Source organism: Streptoalloteichus hindustanus (assembly GCF_900129375.1).
Taxonomy (GTDB): domain Bacteria; phylum Actinomycetota; class Actinomycetes; order Mycobacteriales; family Pseudonocardiaceae; genus Streptoalloteichus; species Streptoalloteichus hindustanus.
In genome coordinates, this window is record NZ_FQVN01000009.1 from 73,508 (window position 1) to 95,681 (window position 22,174).

General features: G+C 73.5%; 26 protein-coding genes. 13 read left to right on the plus strand and 13 right to left on the minus strand.

The genetic code is table 11. From position 1 onward, the window contains the following. Positions 1-11: 11 nt before the first annotated feature. Positions 12-1,199 (minus strand): NAD(P)-dependent malic enzyme, encoded by a 1,188-nt coding sequence (locus BUE43_RS24980; RefSeq protein WP_073487644.1) that lies wholly within the window; start codon positions 1,197-1,199, stop codon positions 12-14. Between the two features lie 379 nt (positions 1,200-1,578). Between BUE43_RS24980 and BUE43_RS24985 the strand changes: the two genes are divergently transcribed. After that, positions 1,579-2,178, plus strand: coding sequence for a dTDP-4-dehydrorhamnose 3,5-epimerase family protein (locus tag BUE43_RS24985; protein WP_073487646.1), 600 nt, complete (start codon positions 1,579-1,581; stop codon positions 2,176-2,178). Between the two features lie 134 nt (positions 2,179-2,312). Here BUE43_RS24985 and BUE43_RS24990 read toward each other — a convergent pair whose 3' ends face one another. Beyond that, positions 2,313-2,639 (minus strand): S26 family signal peptidase, encoded by a 327-nt coding sequence (locus tag BUE43_RS24990; RefSeq protein ID WP_073487648.1) that lies wholly within the window; start codon positions 2,637-2,639, stop codon positions 2,313-2,315. Positions 2,640-2,718: 79 nt separating this feature from the next. Between BUE43_RS24990 and sodN the strand changes: the two genes are divergently transcribed. Continuing rightward, positions 2,719-3,126, plus strand: a complete 408-nt coding sequence (gene sodN, locus BUE43_RS24995; protein ID WP_073487650.1) for a superoxide dismutase, Ni — start codon at positions 2,719-2,721, stop codon at positions 3,124-3,126. A gap of 205 nt (positions 3,127-3,331) precedes the next feature. Here the strand turns inward: sodN and BUE43_RS25000 are convergent, their stop codons facing one another. Beyond that, positions 3,332-3,523: a DUF2795 domain-containing protein gene (locus tag BUE43_RS25000; RefSeq protein ID WP_073487652.1), complete on the minus strand. Its 192-nt coding sequence runs from the start codon at positions 3,521-3,523 to the stop codon at positions 3,332-3,334. Between the two features lie 101 nt (positions 3,524-3,624). Between BUE43_RS25000 and BUE43_RS25005 the strand changes: the two genes are divergently transcribed. From BUE43_RS25005 to BUE43_RS25015, 3 genes are all read left to right on the plus strand, one after another. Continuing rightward, entirely contained in the window at positions 3,625-4,236 is a 612-nt protein-coding gene (locus tag BUE43_RS25005) for an acid phosphatase (RefSeq protein WP_073487655.1), read from the plus strand. Between the two features lie 25 nt (positions 4,237-4,261). Further along, positions 4,262-4,753, plus strand: a complete 492-nt coding sequence (locus BUE43_RS25010) for a GNAT family N-acetyltransferase (protein WP_073487657.1) — start codon at positions 4,262-4,264, stop codon at positions 4,751-4,753. A 220-nt stretch (positions 4,754-4,973) separates the two neighbouring features. Continuing rightward, positions 4,974-5,993, plus strand: a complete 1,020-nt coding sequence (locus tag BUE43_RS25015; protein WP_073487659.1) for an FG-GAP repeat domain-containing protein — start codon at positions 4,974-4,976, stop codon at positions 5,991-5,993. A 73-nt stretch (positions 5,994-6,066) separates the two neighbouring features. Here the strand turns inward: BUE43_RS25015 and BUE43_RS25020 are convergent, their stop codons facing one another. Then, entirely contained in the window at positions 6,067-6,486 is a 420-nt protein-coding gene (locus BUE43_RS25020) for a hypothetical protein (protein ID WP_073487662.1), read from the minus strand. 218 nt (positions 6,487-6,704) lie between these two features. Here BUE43_RS25020 and BUE43_RS25025 point away from each other — a divergent pair, with 218 nt between their 5' ends. Next, positions 6,705-7,640 (plus strand): diacylglycerol/lipid kinase family protein, encoded by a 936-nt coding sequence (locus tag BUE43_RS25025; RefSeq protein WP_073487664.1) that lies wholly within the window; start codon positions 6,705-6,707, stop codon positions 7,638-7,640. Positions 7,641-7,880: 240 nt separating this feature from the next. Beyond that, a complete protein-coding gene (locus BUE43_RS25030) occupies positions 7,881-8,135 on the plus strand; it encodes a WhiB family transcriptional regulator (protein WP_073487666.1) in 255 nt (84 codons plus the stop codon). A 224-nt stretch (positions 8,136-8,359) separates the two neighbouring features. On the opposite strand, the gene BUE43_RS25035 is transcribed toward BUE43_RS25030, so the two are convergent. Together BUE43_RS25035 and BUE43_RS25040 are read right to left on the minus strand one after the other, a co-directional pair. Then, entirely contained in the window at positions 8,360-9,859 is a 1,500-nt protein-coding gene (locus tag BUE43_RS25035) for a PAS domain-containing sensor histidine kinase (protein ID WP_073487668.1), read from the minus strand. 133 nt (positions 9,860-9,992) lie between these two features. After that, on the minus strand, positions 9,993-10,208 hold the full coding sequence (locus BUE43_RS25040) for a biotin/lipoyl-binding carrier protein (protein WP_073487670.1): 216 nt from the start codon (positions 10,206-10,208) through the stop codon (positions 9,993-9,995). Positions 10,209-10,463: 255 nt separating this feature from the next. Between BUE43_RS25040 and BUE43_RS36040 the strand changes: the two genes are divergently transcribed. Further along, positions 10,464-10,538 (plus strand): 50S ribosomal protein bL37, encoded by a 75-nt coding sequence (locus BUE43_RS36040; RefSeq protein WP_143174383.1) that lies wholly within the window; start codon positions 10,464-10,466, stop codon positions 10,536-10,538. 116 nt (positions 10,539-10,654) lie between these two features. On the opposite strand, the gene rsrA is transcribed toward BUE43_RS36040, so the two are convergent. Beyond that, complete coding sequence (gene rsrA, locus BUE43_RS25045; protein ID WP_073487673.1) at positions 10,655-10,993, minus strand: mycothiol system anti-sigma-R factor; 339 nt, start codon at positions 10,991-10,993, stop codon at positions 10,655-10,657. Further along, complete coding sequence (locus tag BUE43_RS25050) at positions 10,990-11,631, minus strand: sigma-70 family RNA polymerase sigma factor (protein WP_073487675.1); 642 nt, start codon at positions 11,629-11,631, stop codon at positions 10,990-10,992. Before BUE43_RS25050 ends, rsrA begins: the two co-directional genes overlap by 4 nt. Positions 11,632-11,920: 289 nt before the next feature. Between BUE43_RS25050 and ybaK the strand changes: the two genes are divergently transcribed. Further along, a complete protein-coding gene (gene ybaK / locus BUE43_RS25055) occupies positions 11,921-12,397 on the plus strand; it encodes a Cys-tRNA(Pro) deacylase (RefSeq protein WP_073487678.1) in 477 nt (158 codons plus the stop codon). A gap of 74 nt (positions 12,398-12,471) precedes the next feature. Here ybaK and BUE43_RS25060 read toward each other — a convergent pair whose 3' ends face one another. Together BUE43_RS25060 and BUE43_RS25065 are read right to left on the minus strand one after the other, a co-directional pair. After that, positions 12,472-13,083, minus strand: coding sequence for an alpha/beta hydrolase family protein (locus BUE43_RS25060; RefSeq protein ID WP_073487680.1), 612 nt, complete (start codon positions 13,081-13,083; stop codon positions 12,472-12,474). Continuing rightward, a complete protein-coding gene (locus BUE43_RS25065) occupies positions 13,080-13,907 on the minus strand; it encodes an SOS response-associated peptidase (RefSeq protein ID WP_073488078.1) in 828 nt (275 codons plus the stop codon). The genes BUE43_RS25060 and BUE43_RS25065 overlap by 4 nt, the downstream gene beginning before the upstream one ends. Before the next feature lie 327 nt (positions 13,908-14,234). Between BUE43_RS25065 and aroA the strand changes: the two genes are divergently transcribed. The 3 genes from aroA (at position 14,235) to BUE43_RS25080 (ending at position 17,499) form a co-directional block, all read left to right on the plus strand. Continuing rightward, positions 14,235-15,545, plus strand: a complete 1,311-nt coding sequence (gene aroA / locus BUE43_RS25070; RefSeq protein WP_073487682.1) for a 3-phosphoshikimate 1-carboxyvinyltransferase — start codon at positions 14,235-14,237, stop codon at positions 15,543-15,545. Further along, on the plus strand, positions 15,542-16,552 hold the full coding sequence (gene rsgA, locus BUE43_RS25075; protein ID WP_073487684.1) for a ribosome small subunit-dependent GTPase A: 1,011 nt from the start codon (positions 15,542-15,544) through the stop codon (positions 16,550-16,552). The genes aroA and rsgA overlap by 4 nt, the downstream gene beginning before the upstream one ends. A gap of 104 nt (positions 16,553-16,656) precedes the next feature. Next, on the plus strand, positions 16,657-17,499 hold the full coding sequence (locus tag BUE43_RS25080) for an SCO4651 family lipoprotein (RefSeq protein WP_073487686.1): 843 nt from the start codon (positions 16,657-16,659) through the stop codon (positions 17,497-17,499). 182 nt (positions 17,500-17,681) lie between these two features. Here BUE43_RS25080 and pruA read toward each other — a convergent pair whose 3' ends face one another. Continuing rightward, positions 17,682-19,310 (minus strand): L-glutamate gamma-semialdehyde dehydrogenase, encoded by a 1,629-nt coding sequence (gene pruA, locus BUE43_RS25085; RefSeq protein WP_073487688.1) that lies wholly within the window; start codon positions 19,308-19,310, stop codon positions 17,682-17,684. Positions 19,311-19,660: 350 nt separating this feature from the next. On the opposite strand from pruA, the gene BUE43_RS25090 reads away from it, so the two are divergent. Then, positions 19,661-20,047 (plus strand): VOC family protein, encoded by a 387-nt coding sequence (locus BUE43_RS25090; protein ID WP_073487691.1) that lies wholly within the window; start codon positions 19,661-19,663, stop codon positions 20,045-20,047. Positions 20,048-20,264: 217 nt separating this feature from the next. Here the strand turns inward: BUE43_RS25090 and BUE43_RS25095 are convergent, their stop codons facing one another. Beyond that, positions 20,265-20,768, minus strand: coding sequence for a DUF6912 family protein (locus BUE43_RS25095; protein ID WP_073487694.1), 504 nt, complete (start codon positions 20,766-20,768; stop codon positions 20,265-20,267). Beyond that, the gene (locus BUE43_RS25100) at positions 20,765-22,171 is read right to left on the minus strand and encodes a WS/DGAT/MGAT family O-acyltransferase (protein ID WP_073487697.1); all 1,407 of its coding nucleotides are present in this window, start codon (positions 22,169-22,171) and stop codon (positions 20,765-20,767) included. The genes BUE43_RS25095 and BUE43_RS25100 overlap by 4 nt, the downstream gene beginning before the upstream one ends. Between the last annotated feature and the right edge of the window lie 3 nt (positions 22,172-22,174).

A 22,174-nucleotide genomic window follows, 5' to 3' on the forward strand; every position in this document is an offset into this window, starting at 1 on the left:
TCCACCGCCGCTCAGGCTACTCCGTCCTCCCGCGCCGCCCGGGCGACCGCGGCCGCGACCGCGGGGCCGACCCGGGGGTCGAGCGGGCTCGGCACGATGCGGTCGGGGGCGAGGTCGTCGCCGACCACGCCGACGATCGCCTCGGCCGCCGCCAGCTTCATCCGCTCGGTGATCCGCCGCGCGCCGGCGTCGAGCGCGCCCCGGAACACCCCGGGGAACGCCAGCACGTTGTTGATCTGGTTGGGGAAGTCGCTGCGGCCGGTGGCCACCACGGCCGCGTGCCGGGCCGCCACGGCGGGGTGGATCTCCGGGTCCGGGTTGGACAGCGCGAACACGATCGCCCCAGGAGCCATGCTGGCGACCAGCTCCTCGGCCACCGTCGACGCCGACAGGCCGACGAACACGTCGGCGCCCTTGAGCGCCTCGGCCGGCCCCCCGGACAGCCGCCGCGGGTTGGTGCTCTCGGCCAGCTCCGCCTTGATCGGGTTCAGGCCGTCCCTGGCCGGGTGGATGATGCCGCGCGAGTCCAGCACGACCACCTCGCCGACCCCGGCGGCCAGCAGGATGCGCGCGCAGGCCACGCCGGCGGCGCCGGCGCCGGAGACGACAACCTTCAGCTCGGCGAGCTGGCGGCCGAGCACGGTGCTGGCGCCGCGGAGCGCGGCGAGCACGACGATCGCGGTGCCGTGCTGGTCGTCGTGCATGACCGGGCAGTCCAGCGCCTCCACCAGCCGGTCCTCCAGCTCGAAGCACCGGGGGGCGGAGATGTCCTCCAGGTTGACGGCGCCGAACGACGGGCGCAGCCGGACCAGCGTCTCCACGATCTCGTCGACGTCGGTCGTGTCCAGCACGAGCGGGATGGAGTCCAGCCCGCCGAACTGCTTGAACAGCGCGGACTTGCCCTCCATCACGGGCAGCGAGGCCCGCGGGCCGATGTCGCCGAGACCGAGCACGGCAGTGCCGTCGCTGACCACCGCGACCAGGCGGTTGGTCCAGGTGTACCGGGCGGCGAGCGCCGCGTCGTCGGCGATCGCCCGGCTGACCCTGGCCACGCCCGGCGTGTAGGCGATGGACAGCGCGCGCGGGTCGGTCAGCGGCGTGGTCACCTCGATCCCGAGCTTGCCGCCCTCGTGGGCGCGGAAGATCTCCTCGTCGGTGAGCTCGACGGTCGAGGTGGTGTGGTCGTTCACGGTGGTCACGGCGTCCCTCCTGCCGGTGTGGGGTGGACGGGTCGGTCCCGTCCTGGCGAGCACGCCCAAGCCGGCGTTGTCCTGCCGACGCAGCGGGGCGAGGTCAACCGGTCGACGGGCGGCCCGGGTGGGGCGACGCGCCGACGGACGCTGCGGTGCGGGACAGTCTGGCAGTTGATCACCCCGGTGTCAGCGATGCCGATCACAATGAGGACCGAATTTCCGCCCAGGTCAGAGGCGGTTTAGCAAGACGTCCGTCCGGCTTGTTGGACTCGCGGGTCAGTTTCCGCAGGCGACGGCCGCCCCGGCCGACGAAGATCATCTTGTCCGGGCCGGCTCGACGCCCTCCGCAGGTCCGATCGAGTGACACGACTTACCCTCGTCCGTTGTGCAGGTTCGGGAACTGACCATCAGCGGGGCCTACGAGTTCGCCCCGGCCACCTTCCCCGACGACCGCGGCGTGTTCACCGCTCCGTACCAGGAGTCGGCGTTCGCGGCGGCCGTCGGCCACCCGCTGCGCGTCGCGCAGACCAACCACTCGGTGTCCCGGCGCGGCACCATCCGGGGGGTCCACTTCGCCGACGTGCCCCCGGGCCAGGCCAAGTACGTGTACTGCGCGCGCGGCGCGCTGCTTGACGTCGTGATCGACATCCGGGTGGGCTCCCCGACGTTCGGGCGGTGGGACGCCGTGCGGCTCGACTCGGTGGACTACCGAGCGGTGTACCTCCCCGAGGGGCTGGGGCACGCCTTCATCGCCCTGGAGGACGACACCGTCATGGGCTACATGTGCTCGGAGGGCTACAACCCGGGCGCCGAGCACGGCATCAGCCCGCTCGACCCCGCGCTGGGCCTGCCCTGGCCGGCGGACCTCGAACCGGTCCTGTCGGACAAGGACCGGCACGCCCCCACCCTCGCCGAGGCGGCCGACGCCGGCCTCCTGCCCCGCTACGAGGACTGCCTGGCGTACTACGACAAGCTGCGCTCCTGAGGCCCGGTGGGCCGGCGCCCGCCGCCGGCCCACCACCCGCGCCAGCCCGTAGCCCGTCAGCCCGTCAGCCGCCCGGGCCACGAGTCGCGCTGGGCCATCAACCGCGCCCGGCCAGGGCCCCGCGCCTGCCCCGGTCAGCCGCCCGCCCGGAGCCGGCCCGGGCGGGGCCACAACCGCCAGCGCGCCACACCGAGCACCACCGCCGGGCCCAGCTCGCGCGAGTCCGTCGACGCGAACTCGTTGTCCCCCACCACGAACCAGCCGTCGGCCTCCGCGCGCAGCGCGCGCTTCACGGACAGCTGACCCGGCCGCGCGACCCACCGCACGAGCACCACGTCACCTGGTCGGACGACACCGTCGGGCCGGACCAGGACGACGTCGCCGTCGGCCAGGGTGGGCGCCATCGAGGGTCCGCGCACCCGCACCCGCCGCACCGGCCACGGCCCCAGCTCCCGTGCCACCGATCACCTCCCGCCTGCCGACACGATGATCCAGGAGTAGGGTCTGCCGCGTCGGAGCATCCACTGTCAGGGAGGAAAGATGCGACTGCTGTCGCGCGTCCTCGGTCCGCGTCTGGAGGCCACCGCGCACTGCGACCTCCCGTGCGGCGTCTACGACCCGGCCCAGGCCAGGATCGAGGCCGAGTCCATCAAGGCCATCCAGGAGAAGTACCAGGCCAACGAGGACCCGGAGTTCCGCCAGCGGGCGATCATCATCAAGGAGCAGCGCGCCGAGCTGGTCAAGCACCACCTGTGGGTGCTGTGGACCGACTACTTCAAGGCGCCGCACTTCGAGAAGTACCCGCAGCTGCACGACCTGTTCAACAAGGCGACCAAGACCGCCGGCGCCTCGGGCGTCAAGGGCTCGATGGACCCCGCCAAGGGACAGGAGCTGCTCGACCTGATCGCCGAGATCGACAAGATCTTCTGGGAGACCAAGCAGGCGTGAGGTCACGGCGTCGGGGTCGACCGCCCGCGGGTGGTCGCAAGTCCCCCGGCGTCCGCTGACACCCGCCGGCGCCATCCCAGGCGACCGGCGGGCTGACAGCGACACGTACGCGGACGGCCGGCGGTGCCGGGTCGGGTGGGACTCCCGACCCGGCACCGCCGGCCGTTGCCGTGTCCGGCTCCGCGCCTGGCCGACGCCGCGACCGCTACTTCTGCTCGCCGATCGCCTCACTGATGTCGTTCGGCGAGTTGAAGTTGTCACGGGACAGGTTGCGCAAGGTGTTGAGGACGTCCTCGTCGGCGCCGTGCGACTCGGCGGTGCGCACGACCTCGTCCTTGGTCGCCGGGTAGTCGATCCCACCGAGGAACTTCTGGACCTGGATCGGGTTCACAGCCATACCTCGCTGGTACCCCGGCTGGCCCCGGCCATCCCGGATGTCAGCCGATGTGGTGGCCACCGGGCCGGGTCGGGCCCGCGAGGCCAACTTACGATCAAGGGGTGGCAGCGGACAGGGAACCGGCGGTCTACCTCATCCGGCACGGCGAGACGGAGTGGTCGGCGACGGGCAAGCACACCAGCTACACCGACGTGCCGCTGACCGGCGACGGGGAGCGCGTCGCCAGGGCGGCCGGCGCGGTCCTGGCCCGGCTCCGCGGCACCGACGAACGGCCGGCCCTGGTGCTGTCCAGTCCGCGGCGACGCGCGTTGCGGACCGCCGAACTGGCCGGCCTCACCCCGGACGAGGTGACCGACGAGCTCGCCGAGTGGAACTACGGCGAGTACGAGGGGCTCACCACCCCGGAGATCCGTCGGACGGTCGACGGGTGGACGGTCTGGACGCACCCCGTGCCCGGGGGCGAGGAGCCCGCGCGGGTGGCGGACCGGGCCGACGCCGTGCTCGCCCGCGCCAGGGCCGCGCTGTCCAGGGGCGACGTCGTCCTGGTCGGGCACGGCCACTTCAGCCGGGTGCTGACGGCGCGCTGGATCGGCCTGCCCGCGACGGCGGGCGTGCACTTCGCTCTGGAGGCGGCGGGCATCGTCGTGCTCGGCCACGAGCGGGGCGTGCCGCAGGTCCGCCGGCTGAACGTGCCACCATGGGGACTCGTCTGAACGGGTGATCCGAAGGAGGTGGCCGGTGGCCGACCCACGAGTGCGCCCCGTGCGCGAGTCGGACGTGGAGCGGGTCGTCGAGCTGGTCTACGACCTGGCCGAGTACGAGCGGGCGCGCCACGAGTGCCACCTGACGCCCGACCAGCTGCGCGCGGCCCTGTTCGGCGAGCGCCCGGCGTTGTTCGGGCACGTGGCCGAGGTCGACGGCGAGGTCGTCGGTTTCGCCCTGTGGTTCCTAAACTTCTCCACCTGGCGCGGCACGCACGGCATCTACCTGGAGGACCTGTACGTCCGACCGGACCAGCGGGGGTCGGGGTTGGGCAGGGCCCTGCTGACCGAGCTGGCCGAGGAGTGCGTGCGGCGGGGCTACTCGCGCCTGGAGTGGTGGGTGCTGGACTGGAACACCCCCGCGATCAACTTCTACAAGTCGCTCGGCGCGGTGCCCATGGACGAGTGGACGGTCTATCGGGTCACCGACGACGCCCTGGCCGCCCTCGGCGCCGCCGGCCGCGCCTGACCGCTTCCGCGTCCCCGGGCGGGGCGCGCCACGAGCCGGACGGCTCCTCCTGCGAGGAGCCGTCCGGCTCGCCGCCGTTTCGGGGCAAGGACATCGTTCGGCGGAACCTACCGGCGACCGGTCGTCGCAACTCGCGCTGTCGTTTGGCAATTGCCTTGCCGGGTGGTGACAGACACCGCCAAGGTTGATCTTGTCGTTGTCACCTCAGGAAGGGACGAGCATGAGCCTCGGCAGGGGGATCGGCTCCACCGCACGAAGACTTCTCCGCGCGGCCACCGCAACGGCGGTCGCCGGCGTGGTGCTGTTGGGCGCGGCCGGCACCGGCGCCGCGGACCCGATCAACTCGGGTGGCCGCGCGGCGGACATCACGCTGGACGGCTGGCCGGACCTGGTGGCCCGCAACAAGAGCAGCGGTCGCCTGATGGTCTACCCGCACTCCGGCCGGTTCTCCGGAACCGACACGTTCCCGTCCGCGTTCACCGCCGGCTGGGGCTGGGACGGGATGGACTGGATCGGCACGGCCGACGTCAACGGCGACCAACGGAAGGACATCGTCGCCAGGACGAAGTCCGGCGAGCTCTACGCCTACCTGCACAGCGGCGCCACCAGGGGTTCGTCCATCTACACGACGAAGATCCTGATCGGCACGCACTGGAACATCAACGACCTGCTGACCTTCGTCGACATCGACGGTGACGGTCGGGAGGACGTCTTCGCCCGCCGCGCCGGCACCGGCGATCTCTACGCCTACCGGAACACCGGCTCGTTGGACACCGGCATGTTCGCCAACCCCGGCAAGCCGATCACGCAGAACTGGCAGGGCCTGCGCTGGTTCCAGTTCTCCGACCTCAACCGCGACGGCCACCTCGACATGATCGCGCACGACGGGTACACGATGTTCGTCACCCCGGGGGAGCCCCGGACCGGTGAGCAGCGGACCGGCGAGCAGCGGACCGCACCGAAGCCGAAGCTGGGCAAGATCCCCAACGCGGGACAGACCGCGCGAAGCGCCGCCGCGGCCGAGGCAACGCAGCCCGTGGTCACCGGCTGGGGCTGGGACATCGCCGACACCGTGCTGATCGCCGACGTCAACAAGGACGGGTACGAGGACCTCATCGCCCGGATGAAGGACGGCAAGCTGTACGTCTACCCGCACAGCGGGTCGCTCAACGGCACCGCGACGTTCTCCCCGCGAGTGCTGGTCGGCTGGGGCTGGGAGATCAACGACATCATCACCTGACAGTGACATGACCGAGGGGCGTGGCCGGCGACGGCCACGCCCCTCGGCGTTCTTCAGGAGGCGTTCCTCCGGCTCAGTCCTGGTTGGGCGCGTCCGGGTCGTAGGGCCCCGCGCCCACGGCCCACGCCCTGGCGTGGGTGGTGAACAGCAGGACGATGATCGCCAGGCAGAACGCGGCCACCGCGACACCCGCGAGTTGCTGCCCCGCCGACCCGAACGCGTACCAGGCCACGCCGAGCAGCACGAGTTGGACGAACAACGCCGGCGTGCGCGCCCACCGGCGGCCCCGCAGGAGGCCGACGCTCGCGGCGAGCACGCCCGCGCTCAGGACCAGGAAGTAGGCCGCGGTGCCGAGCGCGTTGTAGGGGCCGTGCTCGTGACCGCTCTGGGTGGCGAGCGCGACGGCGTATCCCACGCCGGCGACTCCCTGCAGGCCGGTCAACGCGCCGGCCGCGCGCACGCTGCGCGGCACCGGGGCGACTTCGGTGGGCACTCGACGTCCTCCTGCTCACAGGTGGCGGATGCGAAGCGCGCCACGCGGCGCGGCACGTGGGCATCCGCGATGCTATGCCCGGCGGTGAGCGGCCCCGCCCACGGCTCGGGCCACGGGATACGCGTGGATCTCCCCCGAACTCGCGGAACTGTGATCTCGCCCTCGTTGCGCCCGCCCGAGTCGGCGGTCCGCCCCCGGCCCTGACCTACCCTCGACTGGTGCGCGCCCTGCTCGTGGTCAACCCCCAGGCCACCGCCACCACCCCGGCCGGACGGGACGTGCTCGCCCACGCCCTGGCCAGCGCGGTGAAGCTGGACGTGCTGGAGACCGACTACCGGGGGCACGCGGCCGACGCGGCGCGCGAGGCCGCGGCGGACCGGTTCGACCTGGTGGTCGCGCACGGCGGCGACGGCACCGTCAACGAGGTGGTGAACGGGCTGCTCGCCGACGGCGTGCGGGACGAGGCGCCGATGCTGGGCGTCGTGCCCGGCGGCTCGGCCAACGTCTTCGCCCGCGCGCTGGGGCTGCCGCGCGACCCGGTCGAGGCGACGCACCACCTGCTGCGCGCCGTCGAGGAGCGCACCAGCCGGCGGGTGGGCCTGGGCAGGGTGAGCGGGGAGGACGAGCAGCCCGACCGGTGGTTCACCTTCAACGCCGGGCTCGGCTGGGACGCCGACGTCGTCGCCAGGATGGAGACGCTGCGGGCGAGGGGCCGGGCCGCCACCCCCTTCCGGTACGCGCGGATCGCCGTGACGAGCTACTTCCGCCTCGACCAGAAACACCCGAGGCTGACGATCGAGCTCCCCGGCGCCGAGCCGGTGGACGGCGTCCACCTGGCCTTCGTGTCGAACACCGATCCGTGGACCTATCTGGCCACTCGCGCGATGCACCTGAATCCGGGCTGCTCGTTCGACGGCGGCCTCGGTCTCTTCGCACTGCGTTCCCTGCGCATGCACACCGTGTTGCGGCACGTCGCGCAGGTGTTCCGGAACAGTGAGCCGCGCGGCAGAAACCTGGTGCGCGACGACGATGTCGGTACCATCAGGGTGACCTGCGCCCGCCCGGTCCGCCTCCAGGTGGACGGCGACCACCTGGGCGAGCGATCCGCCGTGGAGTTCTCCGCGGCGCCCGCCGCACTGCGGGTCGCGGTATGAGCAGCATGTAACTCGAAAGAGTTAGCGTGCTGTGCTCGTTGCCGTGTACACGGAGTAACGCAGGGAAACTCGCAGGTCAGGGAAGCTGATCTTTTCGGTGACGTGCCTCACCGGATCGGGGCGAAACCCTTGACATCGCGAGAGTTCGTGAAAGCATTCACAAGCACGTGAACGCATTCACAAGCACCCCGGACCACTGACTATCGGCGCATCAACGCGCCTAGCGAGGAGCAAGGAACAATGGACTGGCGCCACCGTGCGGTGTGCCGTGACGAGGACCCGGAGCTGTTCTTCCCGGTGGGGAACAGCGGTCCTGCGCTCCTGCAGATCGCCGAGGCGAAGGCCGTCTGCCGGCGCTGCCCCGTCATCTCCGAGTGCCTGACCTGGGCACTGGAGAGCGGGCAGGACGCCGGTGTGTGGGGCGGCATGAGCGAGGACGAGCGGCGCGCCCTCAAGCGGCGCAACGCCCGCACCCGGTCCCGTACCGGCGCCTGAACCCCAGCACCACGCTAGAACCCCGGAAGGGGCCGCCCCACCCCAGGGCGGCCCCTTCCGCGTTCCCGGCCCGTACTTCTCCGCCGCACCAACCGAATCCGTTCCCCGGCGACAGTCCGAACACCACCGTCGGCAGCGGACTGTCCTCTGTGGACTCGGTCGTGGACCCAGCCGCGGACTCAGTCGTGCGGCCCGGCCGTGGACTCGGTCTGGACCGCCGGCGGTCAGCGCCGGCGCTGCAACGGCACCCGCAGCACCGCCTCGGTCCCGCTGGGCTGTTGCCGCCGACGCAGGCTCAGCGAGCCCCGCAGCTCCGACTCGACGAGCGTGCGGACGATCTGCAGACCGAGCCGCTCGGTGCGCTCCAGCGAGAACCCCGCCGGCAGCCCCCGACCGTCGTCGCAGATCACCACGTCCAGCCACTTCGCCGACCGGTCCGCCCGCACCACGACCTCGCCCCGCTGCCCCGGCGCGTAGGCGTGCTCGAACGCGTTCTGCACCAGCTCGGTCAACACCATCACCAACGGTGTGGCGACTTCGGCCGGCACGACGCCGAACCGCCCCTCGCGGCGCACCGCCACCCTGGTCTCGGTGACCGCCACGTCGCTCATCATCGGGATCACCCGGTCCACCACGTCGTCCAGGTCGACGCGTTCGTCGACCGACATGGACAACGTCTCGTGCACCAGCGCGATCGAGGTCACCCGGCGCACCGACTCCTCCAGCGCCTGCCGCGCCTCCTCGTTGTTGGTGCGGCGGGACTGCAGCCGCAGCAACGCGGCCACGGTCTGGAGGTTGTTCTTCACCCGGTGGTGGATCTCGCGAATGGTCGCGTCCTTGGACAACAGGGCGCGGTCCCTGCGCTTCACCTCGGTGACGTCCCGGCACAGCACCAGCGCGCCGGCGGGCTTGCCCCTGGGGCGCAGCGGCAACGCGCGGAACAACACCGTCGCCCCCCTGGCCTCCGCCTCCATGCGCATCGAGGGCTGTCCGTCCAAGGCGGACCGGATGCGCTGCGCGACCTCGGCGGCGTCGAACGGGTCGGAGACCAGGGACCGGGTCAACGGCGCGAGATGGGTGCCGACCAGGTCGGCGGCGTGGCCCATCCGGTGGTAGGCGGACAGCGCGTTGGGGCTGGCGAACACCACCGCGCCGGCGGCGTCCACCCGGATCAGGCCGTCGCCCACGCGCGGGCTGGTGTGCACGCCGGGCGAGGGTTCCGCGGTCGGGAACGTGCCGTCGGAGATCATCTGGCACAGGTCGGCGGCGCTGCCGAGGTAGGAGATCTCCAGCGGGCTGGGCACCCTGGGCACCGCCAGGTTGGTGTCCCTGCTGAGCACGGCGACCACCTGCCGGCCCATCCGCACCGGGATGGTCTCCCGCCGGACCGGCACGCCCAGGTGCCAGCGCGGGTCCTCCTCCCGGCAGATGCGGGCCTCGGCCACCGCCCGCCGGAGCTGGGGGTGCTCCTCGGCGCCCACCACGCTGCCGACCGCGTCCTCGGGGTGCGCGGTCGGCGCGGTCGTCGGCCGGGCCTGCGCCACGCACAGGAAGCGCCCGTCCTCCGCCGCCGGCTCGTCCCCCTCCAACGGCACCCACATCAGGAAGTCCGCGAACGACAGGTCGGACAGGAGCTGCCACTCGGCCACCACGAGCTGGAGGTGGTCGACGGCGGCGCCGGGCAGGCCGGTGTGCTCGGCCAGCAGGTCGGTCAACGTGGACACGACCGCAACTTACCCGCCGCCGGCGAGTCCCCGTCTGACGTGGACTTTCGTCCGCTCGGGGCGCGTGGGAGCGGTCACACCGGCCGGTCGGCCCGCGTTCGTGGCACCACCGCGCGGCCCGCCGGCCGCACGGTCACTCCACGACGGCGATGAGGTCGCCGCGCTGCACCACGTCGCCGGCGTTGACCGCGACCCTGGCCACCACGCCACCCACCTCGGTGATCACCGGGATCTCCATCTTCATGGACTCCAGGAGCACCAGCGTGGCGTCCCGGCCGACGGCCTCCCCCTCGGCGACCTCGACCCGCAACACGTTGGCCACCATCTCGGCGTGGATCTCCTCGGCCATCCCGCGTCCCTCCGACGACGTCGGCCCCGGCCCGGTGTCCCCGTCGCGCCGGTCACCGGGCGCCGACCACGGGGGCGCTGAATCGAGCCAGAGCTCCGAATCCGCTGGCCATCCAACCACGCGGACCTGCGCGTCCGCCCTGCCAGAGCCCCCAGGACCCGACATGCGACACTGTGGGGAGGCAACATTGCCCGAAAGCGGCCACCAGCACCCCGGTGGCCGTGGGCGAGCACGAACCGAGGACGAGGAGAGCCCATGTCGAAGCGGGCCCGCAAGAAGCGCGACCGCAAGAAGCGCGGCGCCAACCACGGCAAGCGCCCGAACGCCTGAGGCGTCGCCGCGGACATGCCGAAGGCCCCGGACCACGTGGTCCGGGGCCTTCGCACATCACGGGGTTGGCGGGTGGGACGACCCGGCGGCGCCGGGAGCCGGCCCCATCGGGCCGGTCAGTCCTCGCTCAACTCCACCCGGCGGGTGCACACCTCCACGGCCGTGCCCTCCGGCAGGTGCTCCACCGTCACCTCGGTCTGTTCGAGCACCGTCCGGCGGAGGGTGGCGAGCAGCCGCTCCTTGAGCGTGTCCGGGGCGTGGTCACCCCCGCACTTCCTGGCGAGCAGCTCCTTGATGTGCTCCTCCAGGCCGTAGTGCTCCAGGCACGGCCCGCACTCCTCCAAGTGCTGCTCCAGCTTCCGCCGACGGAGCTGGTCGCACTCGTGGTCGAGGAAGAGCCACACCTCGGCGAGGACCTCGTCGCACGGCGTCTCGTGCGGCTTGCCGCAGCTCACGACGACGTCACCTCCCGTTGGCCGGCGCGCAGGAAACCGCGGTCCCGGGCCACGTCGGTCAGCAGGTCGCGGAGCTGGCGCCGCCCCCGGTGCAGTCGGGACATCACCGTACCGATCGGCGTGCCCATGATCTCCGCGATCTCCTTGTACGCGAAGCCCTCGACGTCGGCGAGGTAGACCGCCATCCGGAAGTCCTCGGGGAGCTGCTGCAAGGCGAACTTGACGTCGCTGTCCGGCAGCCGGTCCATCGCCTCCACCTCGGCGGAGCGCAGGCCGGTCGAGGTGTGGCTCTCCGCCTGGGCGAGCTGCCAGTCGGTGATCTCCTCGGTCGGCTGCTGCTGCGGCTGGCGCTGCCGGCGGCGGTAGCCGTTGATGTAGGTGTTGGTGAGGATCCGGTACAGCCAGGCCTTCAGGTTGGTGCCCTCGGCGAACGAGGCGAAGGCGGAGTACGCCTTGAGGTAGGTCTCCTGCACCAGGTCCTCGGCGTCGGCCGGGTTGCGGGTCATCCGCAGCGCCGCCGCGTAGAGCTGGTCGAGCAGGGGCATGGCGTCGCGCTCGAACCGCGCGGCGCGCTCCTCCGCCGTCTCCTCCACCAGATCCGACCTGGCGGAATCCACGTGTCCCTGGGTGCCGGGCACCGGGCTCCCTTCCCGCCGCCCCCTCGGGCCGGCGGATGCTGACGTCAGTCCCATGCCGGACGACGCATGGGTACCCGCCAAGGATACGCGCCGGTCCCCCGGCCGACAGGGGCCCGAGCCGCGCGGCGGGCGGGTCAGCGCGCGGCGCTCCACGAGCTCAGACGCCTGCTCGGGCACTGCTGTCTTCGGCACGTCGGTCACCACGTCGGAAAGGAACGCCGTACCCGCACCGGGCATTCCCGGCGCCGCGAACCCCCTGCGCCGCTCCGGGTGCCTAAGGTGATCTCCCGTGGCAGGACGGGGCACACCGGCGACGGCGCTGCTGGCGAAGCAGCGGGTTCCACACGAGTTGCACGCCTACGAGCACGACCCGAGGCACGACTCCTACGGCACGGAGGCCGCGGAGGCGCTCGGGCTGCGGCCGGAGCGCGTGTTCAAGACGCTGGTCGCGGAGGTCGACGGCCGGCTCACCGTCGGTGTGGTGCCGGTCGTGCGGCAGCTGGACCTCAAGGCGTTGGCGGCGGCCGTCGGCGGCAAGAAGGCGAAGATGGCCGCGGTGGCCGACGCCGAGCGGGCCACCGGCTACGTGGCCGGCGGCATCTCCCCGCTGGGGCAGAAGAAGCGCCTGCCGCTGGTGGTGGACGTCACCGCGCGGGACTTCGAGACGATCTTCTGCAGCGCCGGCCGGCGCGGGCTGGAGGTCGAGCTGGCACCGGCCGACCTGGTGCGCCTGACCGGGGCGGTCGTCGCGGCCATCGCCGCCTGAGCCGACGGGCGGTGCCGGCGGGCGGAGCCGGCGGCAGCCCGTCAGCCGCGCAGTCGAGCAGTGTTGGGGTCTGGTCAGTCGAGGGGCCGCAGCACGCGGTCCAGCCACTCGCCGACCACCCGGGCGACCCCCTCCGGGTCGGCCTTGAGCGAGTGGTCGCCGGGGAGCACGACGACCTCGCGGTGGTGCGCGGACCCCGGGAGGCCGAAGGGGTCGCGGTCGCCCTGCACGACGAGCACGGGCACCTCCACCCCGTGCAGCTCGTCGAGCCGGTGCTTCTCGGGCCGGCCCGGCGGGTGCACCGGGAACGCCAGGCACAGCACCGCCACGGCCTGCCCCTGGGCCGCGGTGCGGCAGGCCACCCGCGCGCCCGAGGAGCGCCCGCCGAACACCAGCGGCAGCCCGTCGAACCACCCCGAGCCCAGCGCCTCGGCCACCGCCAGCCACGCCGCGTCGAGCTGCCGCGCGGGCGCGGGGGCGCGCCGCCCGGCCACCCGGTACGGCTGCTCCACCAACGCCACGTGCAGTCCCACGTCCCTGGCGGCCCGCGCCGCCGCGACGAGGTCCGGCGCCTGGATGCCGCCGCCGGCGCCGTGGCCGAGGAGCAACGCGGCCCTGCCCTCCGGGGCGCAGTGCATCTCGACCCGGGCGGGGCCGTGCGGCGTCGGCAGGTCGATGCTGGTCATGGGTGGTCGAAGAGCGCGAGTTCCGGGGTCTCGGGCGCCGGGCGCCGGCCGCGCCGCCGGGGCTGGTCGAGCGCCGGGGCGGGATCGGCGCCCGGGTCGACCCGCGCCACGAGCTGGGGGCCGTTGTTGCGGACGTTGTTGACCGCCGACGACACCGGCCGCAGCTCCAGCGCCGCGACGAACGCGTCGTCGGTCGGGCGGAGCAGCTCCTCGACCTCGGTGCGGGCCGGGTCCAGCCAGGCCGACCACAGCTCGCGGGGCAGCATGAGCGGCATCCGCTCGTGAACGTCGGCGAGCTGCCCGACCGCGTCCGTGGTGATGACCGCGCAGGTGATCAGCGGCGGCGCGTCGTCGGCCAGGTCCGGCGGGCGCCAGGTGGTCCAGACGCCGGCCAGCACCAGGCTGGAGCCGTCGGGCGGGGTGACGTAGTAGGGCTGCCGCCGGCCGTCCTCCTTCTTCCACTCGTACCAGCCGTCGGTCGGCAGGAGGCAGCGCCGCCGGGCGAGCGAGGTGCGGTAGGCCGGCTTCTCGGCGGCGGTCTCGGCCCTGGCGTTGATCATCCGGGAGCCGACCGCCGGGTCCTTGGCCCACGCGGGCACCAATCCCCAGCGCATGACGCGGACGCTGCGCTCGGTCCGCGTCGGGTCGGGCTCGCCGTCCGGGTCCCGGGGGTGGCGCTCGACGACGGCGAGCACCGGCTTGGTCGGCGCGACGTTGTAGTCCGGACCGGGAGCCGACCCGCCCAGCGCGTCGGTGCCGTCGATGGCGTCGAACTCCGCGGCCAACGTCGCCGGATCCCTCGTGGCGGCGTACCTGCCGCACATCCGCAACCACCCCCGGGTCATCCACTCGTCCGTGTTCGGCGGGTCGCCCGCGCCGATCCGCCACCGCGCCGGCGCCCGCGGGCGCCGAAGATCATGATCGCCCACGGGCGGCCGCGACACCACGCGGACCACCCGAGCGGCCGTCCTGTGCGGGAAGGAGAGGAACGCGCCTCGCCCGCGACCGTCTCCAGTGTCCTCCCCGGCACCGACAGGCGGGGCGCCGTGCCGGGAGGGACGCGTGCGGCGCCGCCGCCACCTCCGCACGCATCGTGGCACGTCAGGCGGCCCACCGCGAGGGAGAGCGGCCGTGTGCGGGATCATCGGGGCATGACACAAGCGTGGGCCGCTCCCACCGCGGACGGACCGGTGCGCGCCACCGTGCGGGTGCCCGGCTCGAAGTCGATCACGAACCGGGCGCTGCTGCTGGCCGCGCTCGCCGACGGGCCCGCCCTGCTGCGCGCGCCGCTGCGCAGCAGGGACACCGAGCTGATGGCGGCCGCGCTGCGGGCGCTCGGCGCGGAGGTCGCCGACCGGGTCGACGGCGGCGAGGACGCCTGGCTGGTGACACCGGGCCCGCTGCGCGGTCCGGCCACGGTGGACTGCGGGCTGGCCGGCACGGTGATGCGGTTCGTGCCGCCGGCGGCCGCGCTGGCCGACGGCGAGGTCCGCTTCGACGGCGACCCGAGGGCCAGGGAGCGCCCCATGGGGACCGTCCTGGACGCGTTGCGGGCGCTCGGCGCTGAGGTGACCCCGGCCGGCGAGAACCCCGCCGGGCTGCCGTTCGTGCTGCGCGGCCGGGGTGGGCTGGCCGGCGGTGAGGTGACGATCGACGCCTCCGCCTCGTCGCAGTTCGTCTCCGGCCTGCTGCTGTCGGGGGCCAGGTACGAGCGGGGCCTCACGGTGCGGCACTCCGGCCCGCCGGTGCCCTCGCAGCCGCACATCGAGATGACCGTGCGGATGCTGCGCGACCAGGGCGTTGTGGTCGACGACAACACCCCCGACGTGTGGCGGGTCGAGCCCGGCCCGGTGCGGGCGCGCGACCTGACCGTCGAGCCGGACCTGTCCAACGCCACGCCGTTCCTGGCCGCCGCCGCCGTGACCGGCGGCGAGGTGCGGGTCCCCGGCTGGCCGGAGCGGACCACGCAGGCCGGGGACGCGATCCGCGGCATCCTCACCGAGATGGGCTGCGACGTGGAGCTGCGCGGGCGGGCGCTCGTCGTCCGCGGCCCCGGCGCGCTGCGCGGCGTGGACGTGGACCTGCGCGACGTGGGCGAGCTGACGCCGACCGTGGCCGCGCTGGCCGCGCTGGCCGACGGGCCGTCCCGGCTGCGGGGCATCGCCCACCTGCGCGGCCACGAGACGGACCGGCTGGCCGCGCTGGCCGCCGAGATCGGCGGGCTGGGCGGCGACGCCGAGGAGACCGAGGACGGCCTGGTGATCCGGCCCCGGCCGCTGCGCGGCGGCGGGTGGCGGGCCTACGCGGACCACCGGATGGCCACCGCGGGAGCCATCATTGGTCTGGTGGTCCCGGGGGTCGCCGTGGACGACGTCGCGTCCACCGGCAAGACGATCCCGGACTTCCCCGGGATGTGGGCGGCCATGCTCAAGGCGAAGGAGATCGCGGTGGAGGGTGTGTGAAGCGGCGGAGCTGGCGGGAGCTGGACGAGACCGACGTGCGGGTGCGGCCGGGGCGGGGGTCCCGCCCCCGCACCAAGCGGCGGCCGGAGCACGCGGACGCCTCGACCGCGTTGGTGATCGGGGTCGACCGGGGCCGCTACACCTGCGCGCTGGACGGCGACCCGCACCAGCGGGTCGTCGCGATGCGCGCCCGTGAGCTGGGCCGGAAGTCGGTGGTGATCGGCGACGACGTGCACCTGGTCGGCGACACCTCCGGCGAGCCGGACGCGCTCGCCCGCATCGTGCGGATCGGCGAGCGGCGCAGCGTGCTGCGGCGGACGGCGGACGACACCGACCCGTTCGAGCGGGTGGTGGTGGCCAACGCCGAGCAGCTCGTGATCGTGACCTCGCTGACCGACCCGCCGCCCCGACCGGGGTTCATCGACCGCTGCCTGGTCGCCGCCTACGCCGGCGGCCTCGCCCCGCTGCTGTGCCTCACCAAGTCCGACCTGGCCACGCCGGACGAGCTGCTGGAGCTGTACGCGAACCTGGACCTCCCGGTGGTCGTCACCCGGTTCGACGCCGAGCCGGACGAGCTGCGGGAACGGCTCGACGGGCGGGTGTCCGCGCTGGTGGGCCACTCGGGCGTCGGCAAGTCGACGCTGGTCAACAAGCTGGTGCCGGCCGCGGAGCGGGCCACCGGCGCGGTGAGCGCGATCGGCAAGGGCCGGCACACGTCGACCTCGGCCGTGGCCCTGCCGCTGCCCGAGGGCGGCTGGGTGGTGGACACCCCGGGCATCCGCTCGTTCGGCCTGGCCCACGTCACCCCGGACGACGTGCTCGCGGCGTTCCCCGACCTGGCCGAGGGCGTGGTGGAGTGCCCGCCGAACTGCGGGCACCTCGGCGCGCCCGAGGACCCGGACTGCGCGCTGGACGCCTGGGTGGCCGAGGGCCACGGCACGCCGCGTCGGCTGGCCTCCCTGCGCCGCCTGCTGCACTCCCGCACCGGACGGGAGGAGCAGGACTGATCGGGCGATGTCGGCCGGGTGTTGCGGGGCGCCGGGCGTAGCGCCGCGCCGACGCGGGTAGCTCCTCGGAGAGGAATGGGCGCCCGCTCGGGAGGAAGCCGACGATGCCTCGTGCCCGGCCACTCGCGCTGACCGCGCTGCTGTCCCTGACCGCACTGCTGCCCCTGGCCACGCTGGTCGGCTGCGCCGACCAGCCCGTCGGGGTTCCCCCGGCGACCGTGAGCTCGCCGGCGCCCCGCCCCAGGGGCACGCCGCACGAGCTGGCCGACACCGTGCACGCGGCGGTGGTCGACGAGCGCTCCGCCCGGCTTTCCGGCGAGGCGTCCGACGACGGTGGCCCGGCCCGGCTCGACGGGTCGCTGCGCTTCTCCGCCAACGGCACCGACCTGGACGTCACCGGGGACCGCGGCGGCCCCTCCGACCCGGCCGACCAGGCCAGGAAGCGGAGCAGGGCGATCACCGTCGGCCCGACGTCCTACCTCCGGCCGCCGCCGGGGACGACTCCGCCGGACCGGCCGTGGGTGCGGGTGGACCCGGACTCCCGGGACCCGTTCCAGCGCTACGCCACCCTGTACACCGCCGCCCTGCGGTCGGCCGTGGACCCCGAGCGGCTGCTGGCGCTCGCCGTGGCCGGCGGGCGGATCACCAGGACGGACGTGGAGCGCGACGACGGGGTCGAGACCGTCCACTACACGCTCCAGGTGGACCTGCCCGGCGGGACCCCGCACCCCGGGCAGGCGCCGGAGTTCCGGGCGCTGGCGGACGCGGGTGTGCGGTCGATGTCGTTCGAGCTGTGGGTGGACGGCCGCGACCTGCCGGTTCGGGCGAAGACCGCGCAGCACGTGCCCGCGCTCGGCGCCGTGACCAGCGACGTCCGCTACCGGGACTGGGGCCAGGCGGTCCGGATCGAGCCCCCACCGCGCGACGAGATCAGCAACCCCGCCTGAGACCTGACGCCGGTCGGGGGCCGCGGAACGCGGGCGGGCAGGGGTGGGCCGCCGGGAAAGACGGTGGAAAAGACGGGAGGGCCGGCCACGCCGTCCGAGGCGTGCCGGCCCTCCCCTCCCGCGACGAAGCGGGATCAGCCCGTGCCGGAACCAGTCCCCGCCGGGACCAGTCCCCGCCGGGATCAGCCCATGTGCGGGTAGGTGTGGTCGGTCGGCGGGACGAAGGTCTCCTTGACCGACCGCGGGCTGGTCCAGCGGATCAGGTTGAACATCGAGCCGGCCTTGTCGTTGGTGCCCGAGGCCCGGCTGCCGCCGAACGGCTGCTGGCCGACGACGGCGCCGGTCGGCTTGTCGTTGACGTAGAAGTTGCCGGCCGAGAAGCGCAGCCTGCGGTGCGCCTCCTCGACGGCGTCGCGGTCGGTCGCGAAGATCGCGCCGGTCAGGCCGTACTGCGACGAGCCGTCCACCTTGTCCAGCACCGCCGAGTAGTCCGCGTCCTCGTAGACGTGGACCGCGAGGATCGGGCCGAAGAACTCGGTGGTGAACACCTCGTGCGTCGGGTCGGTGCCCACGAGGACGGTCGGCTGGACGAAGTAGCCCACCGAGTCGTCGCAGGTGCCGCCGGCGAGGACCTCCAGCGTGGGGTCGACAGCGGCCCGCTCCAGCACGTCGCGGTGCTTGGCGAACGCGCGGGCGTCGATCACCGCGCCGCCGAAGTACGAGAAGTCGGTGACGTCGCCGTACCGGATCGAGTTGGTGGTGTCGGCGAGCTGCTCCCGCAGGCCGTTCTCCCACAGGGAGCGCGGCACGTAGGCGCGCGAGGCCGCGGAGCACTTCTGGCCCTGGTACTCGAAGGCGCCGCGGACCAGGCCGGTCACCACGGCGGCCGGGTCGGCCGACGGGTGGACGACGACGAAGTCCTTGCCGCCGGTCTCACCCACGATCCGCGGGTAGGAGCGGTAGGTGTCCAGGTTCTCCGCGATCGTGCGCCACAGCAGCTTGAAGGTCTTCGTCGAGCCGGTGAAGTGCAGGCCGGCGAAGTCCTGGTCGGCCAGCGCGACCTCGCTGACGGCCGCGCCGTCGCCGGTGACCATGTTGATCACGCCGGCGGGCAGGCCGGCGGCCTCCAGCAGCCGCATCGTGTAGTGCGCGGCGAGCTGCTGCGTCGGGGAGGGCTTCCACACCACGGTGTTGCCCATCAGCGCCGGCGCCAGCGGCAGGTTGCCGGCGATCGCGGTGAAGTTGAACGGGGTGATCGCGACCACGAACCCGTCGAGCGGGCGGTGGTCGAAGCGGTTCCAGACGCCGGGGGTGGAGATCGGCTGCTCGGTCAGCAGGCGCTGGGCGAAGTGCACGTTGAACCGCAGGAAGTCGATCAGCTCGCAGGCGGAGTCGATCTCGGCCTGCTGGGCCGACTTCGACTGGCCCAGGATCGTGGCGGCGTTGAGGGTGTCCCGCCACGGGCCGGCGAGCAGGTCGGCCGCGCGCAGCAGCACGGCGGCCCGCTCGTCGAAGGGCAGGTCGCGCCACGCCGGAGCGGCGCCCTTGGCGGCGCGCACGGCGGCGGCGACGTCCTCGCGGGTGGCCTGCGCGGTGACACCGAGCACGTGGCCGTGGTCGTGCGGCTGCACGACCCTGATCGCCTCCCCGCCGGCCATCCGCCGCTCACCGGCGATGGTCATGGTCAGCTCGTGCTGGTCCGCCTCGAGCTCGGCGATCCGCTTCTGCAGCGACTCCCGCTCGGGGGTGCCGGGCGCGTAGCCGTGGATCGGCTCGTTCGACGGGTTCGGAACGGACGTGACGGCGTCCATCGGGCGGCTCGCCTCCTCGGATCTGGGGAAGGTGTGTGCGCGGTGTGCGGTGCGCGAGTGGGCGCGGCTCGTGGCCGCGGCTCCACGCTCCATCCTGTCACGGTCGAAGCCGTGCCCTGGGCGTGGTCTCAGGGGCACAACGTTGCGTGTTCGGTCGGGATTCCGCAACGACCAGTCGTCCGCGTCGCTCGCGGCGTCCGAGTCCGCCTGGCTCGCGCGGGCGTCGCCATGTCGACAGGGAATGCCCAGCGCTTTGTTGGGAGATGCCATGACGTCGGACACGACGCGGGCGCGGGGCCCGTGCGTTCACGCGAGGGTTCGGCCGCTTACTCTCGGCTACGCTACGCGACATGGCGCGGATCACAGGAATCGGCGGGGTCTTCCTCCGCGCGGGCGACGCCGACGCGCTCGCCGCGTGGTACCGCGACGCCCTCGGCATCCCGCTGGCCGACCACGGCGGCGTCACCTTCCACTGGGCGATGGGGTCGACCCCGGAGCGGCCGGGCACGACCACCTGGGCCCTGTTCCCCAGCCGGTCCAGCTACCTGGGCGGACCAAACCAGCACGCGATGATGAACTTCCGCGTGGACGACCTGCCGGGGCTGCTCGCGGAGCTGCGCGCCAAGGGCGTCCGCGTCCTCGACGACTACGAGGAGTCGGAGTTCGGCCGGTTCGCCTGGTGCCTCGACCCCGAGGGCAACCGGGTCGAGCTCTGGGAGCCCGCCGTCGGCATGTGACGCGCCGCCGGCCCCACCGCCGTCCACCCCACCCCGGAACAGCCCCCACCCGTCCCGGGGGGCGAGCCCCGCTCCAGCCTATCGGCCGAGCACAGCCCGCCACCACGCCAGCACAACCCGCTGTGGACAACTCGGGAAGGTGTGGACAACTCCGTCCTCGGCAGGACGAACTTCGTCACCCGATCGAGGCCTCCGCCTGTCCTCCCCTTGTCTGGGGTCACATGAGCTCGAGCAGGAACGGCAGCTCCTGCGGCGCGTACCAGGCCAGCTCGTGGTCCTCGGCGTCACCGAGTGTGAACTCCGCGTCGGCGTCGCCCAGGTCCGCGGCGTCGATGACCGCCGCCGCCGCGCGCACGGCCGGTTCCGCGGCCTCCAGGTCGACGTGGACCGCCGCCACCACGCGCAGCGGAACCGGGCCGGACAGCCGGACCACGGCGTCGTCCAGGTCGGGGCGGAGCTGGACGTCGTCGACGTCGGCGGAGACGACGGCCCTGCGCGCCGGGGCGTCGGCGTCGGCCTCCAGCTCGGTGGCCAGCAACCGCAGCGCGGCCCTGGCCGCGTCCATCATCGCCGCGTACTCCAGCTCCTCGGTGTCGCCGGTCGCGTAGGACTCCCGCAGCATCGGGGTGAGCGCGAACGCCGTCCCCCCGACCGGGCTCAGCTCGCCGTCGGCGACCAGCCGCCGCAGCATCGCCACCGTCGCGGGCACGTAGACCCTCATGCCGACACCGTCCCCATCAGCTCCTCCACCGACTCCTCCACCATCGCCGCCAGAACGTCCACATCGGACATCCCGTCCCGGTCGGCGTTGAGTCCGAAGTAGACGCCGCCGTCGTAGGAGGTCACCCCCACCGACAACGCCTGCCCCTTCGCCAGCGGCACCACCGGGAACATCTCCACCATCCTCGCTCCTGCCACGTAGAGCGGCACCTGCGGCCCCGGCACGTTGCTGACCACCAGGTTGAAGATGCGCCGCGAGAACGAGCTGGCGACCCGTGCGCCGAGCGCGTGCAGCGTCGGCGGGGCCAGACCGGAGAGCCGGACCAGCGTGCTCGCCGCCACCGACTGGCCGGACTCCTTGTGCGCCCGCATCGCGTGGCTGACGTGGTGCAGCCGCACCACCGGGTTCGGCTCGCCCACCGGCAGGTCGACCAGGTACGCGGAGACCTTGTTGCCCGGCGGCGGCACGCTGGCGCGGTCGGCGTCCGGGTCCCGCACCGACACCGGCACCATCGCCCGCATCGTCGTGGTCGAGGTGACGACCTCGCCCCGGGAGAGCAGCCAGTTCCGCAGGGCGCCCGCCACGACGGCCAGGACGACGTCGTTGACGGTGCCGCCGTGCGCCGTCCGCACCCGGCGGTAGTCGTCCAGCGAGGTGCGGGCCACGGCGAAGCGGCGTTGCGGCGAGATCCGCACGTTGAGCGGGCTGACCGGCGCCGGGCGGGCGGCGGCGCTCACGGCGGAGGCCAGACCCCCGACGGCGTCGGCCACCTTGCGCACCGTGGCCGCCGCGTCCGCCGCTGCCGCGCGAACGTTGTCGATCACCGCGCCGGGCTGGCGCACCGCCTCGACGGCGGCGTCCAGCACGAGCTGGACCGGGCCGGGCTCCGGCTCGGGCATCCACAGCTCCTCCGGCACTTCCCGGGGCGTGGCGGAGACGTCCAGGATGACCTGGCCGATGTCGATCGCGCCGATGCCGTCGACCATCGCGTGGTGCGTCTTGGTGACGACCGCGACGCGCTGCTCGGCCAGCCCCTCCACCAGGTAGATCTCCCACAGCGGCCGGGAGTGGTCCAGCGGCCGGGACATCAGCCGGCTGACCAGCTCGCGCAGCTGCGCCTCGCTGCCCGGCCTGGGCAGCGCGGAGCGCCGCACGTGGTAGGTGAGGTCGAAGTCCGGGTCGTCGACCCACACCGGCCGGGCCAACCGGCCGGGCACGTGCGCCACCCGCTGCCGGTAGCGCGGCACGAGCGGGAGGCGCCGCTCGATCAGCGCGAGCACCCGCTCGTAGTCGAAGCCGGAGCGGGGAGGGCTCAGCACCGCCACGCCACCCACGTGCATCGGCGTGGTGGAGTCCTCCAGGTACAGGAACGACGCGTCCAGCGCCGACAGGCGGTCCGGCATGTC

Coding starts and splice junctions, on each gene's coding strand:
- BUE43_RS25015 (WP_073487659.1), top strand. CDS start 4,974: ATGAGCCTCGGCAGGGGGATCGGCTCCACCGCACGAAGACTTCTCCGC.
- BUE43_RS25095 (WP_073487694.1), bottom strand. CDS start 20,768: ATGAGGGTCTACGTGCCCGCGACGGTGGCGATGCTGCGGCGGCTGGTC.
- aroA (WP_073487682.1), top strand. CDS start 14,235: ATGACACAAGCGTGGGCCGCTCCCACCGCGGACGGACCGGTGCGCGCC.
- BUE43_RS25090 (WP_073487691.1), top strand. CDS start 19,661: ATGGCGCGGATCACAGGAATCGGCGGGGTCTTCCTCCGCGCGGGCGAC.
- BUE43_RS25100 (WP_073487697.1), bottom strand. CDS start 22,171: ATGCCGGACCGCCTGTCGGCGCTGGACGCGTCGTTCCTGTACCTGGAG.
- BUE43_RS25060 (WP_073487680.1), bottom strand. CDS start 13,083: ATGACCAGCATCGACCTGCCGACGCCGCACGGCCCCGCCCGGGTCGAG.
- sodN (WP_073487650.1), top strand. CDS start 2,719: ATGCGACTGCTGTCGCGCGTCCTCGGTCCGCGTCTGGAGGCCACCGCG.
- BUE43_RS25030 (WP_073487666.1), top strand. CDS start 7,881: ATGGACTGGCGCCACCGTGCGGTGTGCCGTGACGAGGACCCGGAGCTG.
- pruA (WP_073487688.1), bottom strand. CDS start 19,310: ATGGACGCCGTCACGTCCGTTCCGAACCCGTCGAACGAGCCGATCCAC.
- BUE43_RS25065 (WP_073488078.1), bottom strand. CDS start 13,907: ATGTGCGGCAGGTACGCCGCCACGAGGGATCCGGCGACGTTGGCCGCG.
- BUE43_RS25080 (WP_073487686.1), top strand. CDS start 16,657: ATGCCTCGTGCCCGGCCACTCGCGCTGACCGCGCTGCTGTCCCTGACC.
- BUE43_RS25040 (WP_073487670.1), bottom strand. CDS start 10,208: ATGGCCGAGGAGATCCACGCCGAGATGGTGGCCAACGTGTTGCGGGTC.
- BUE43_RS25000 (WP_073487652.1), bottom strand. CDS start 3,523: ATGGCTGTGAACCCGATCCAGGTCCAGAAGTTCCTCGGTGGGATCGAC.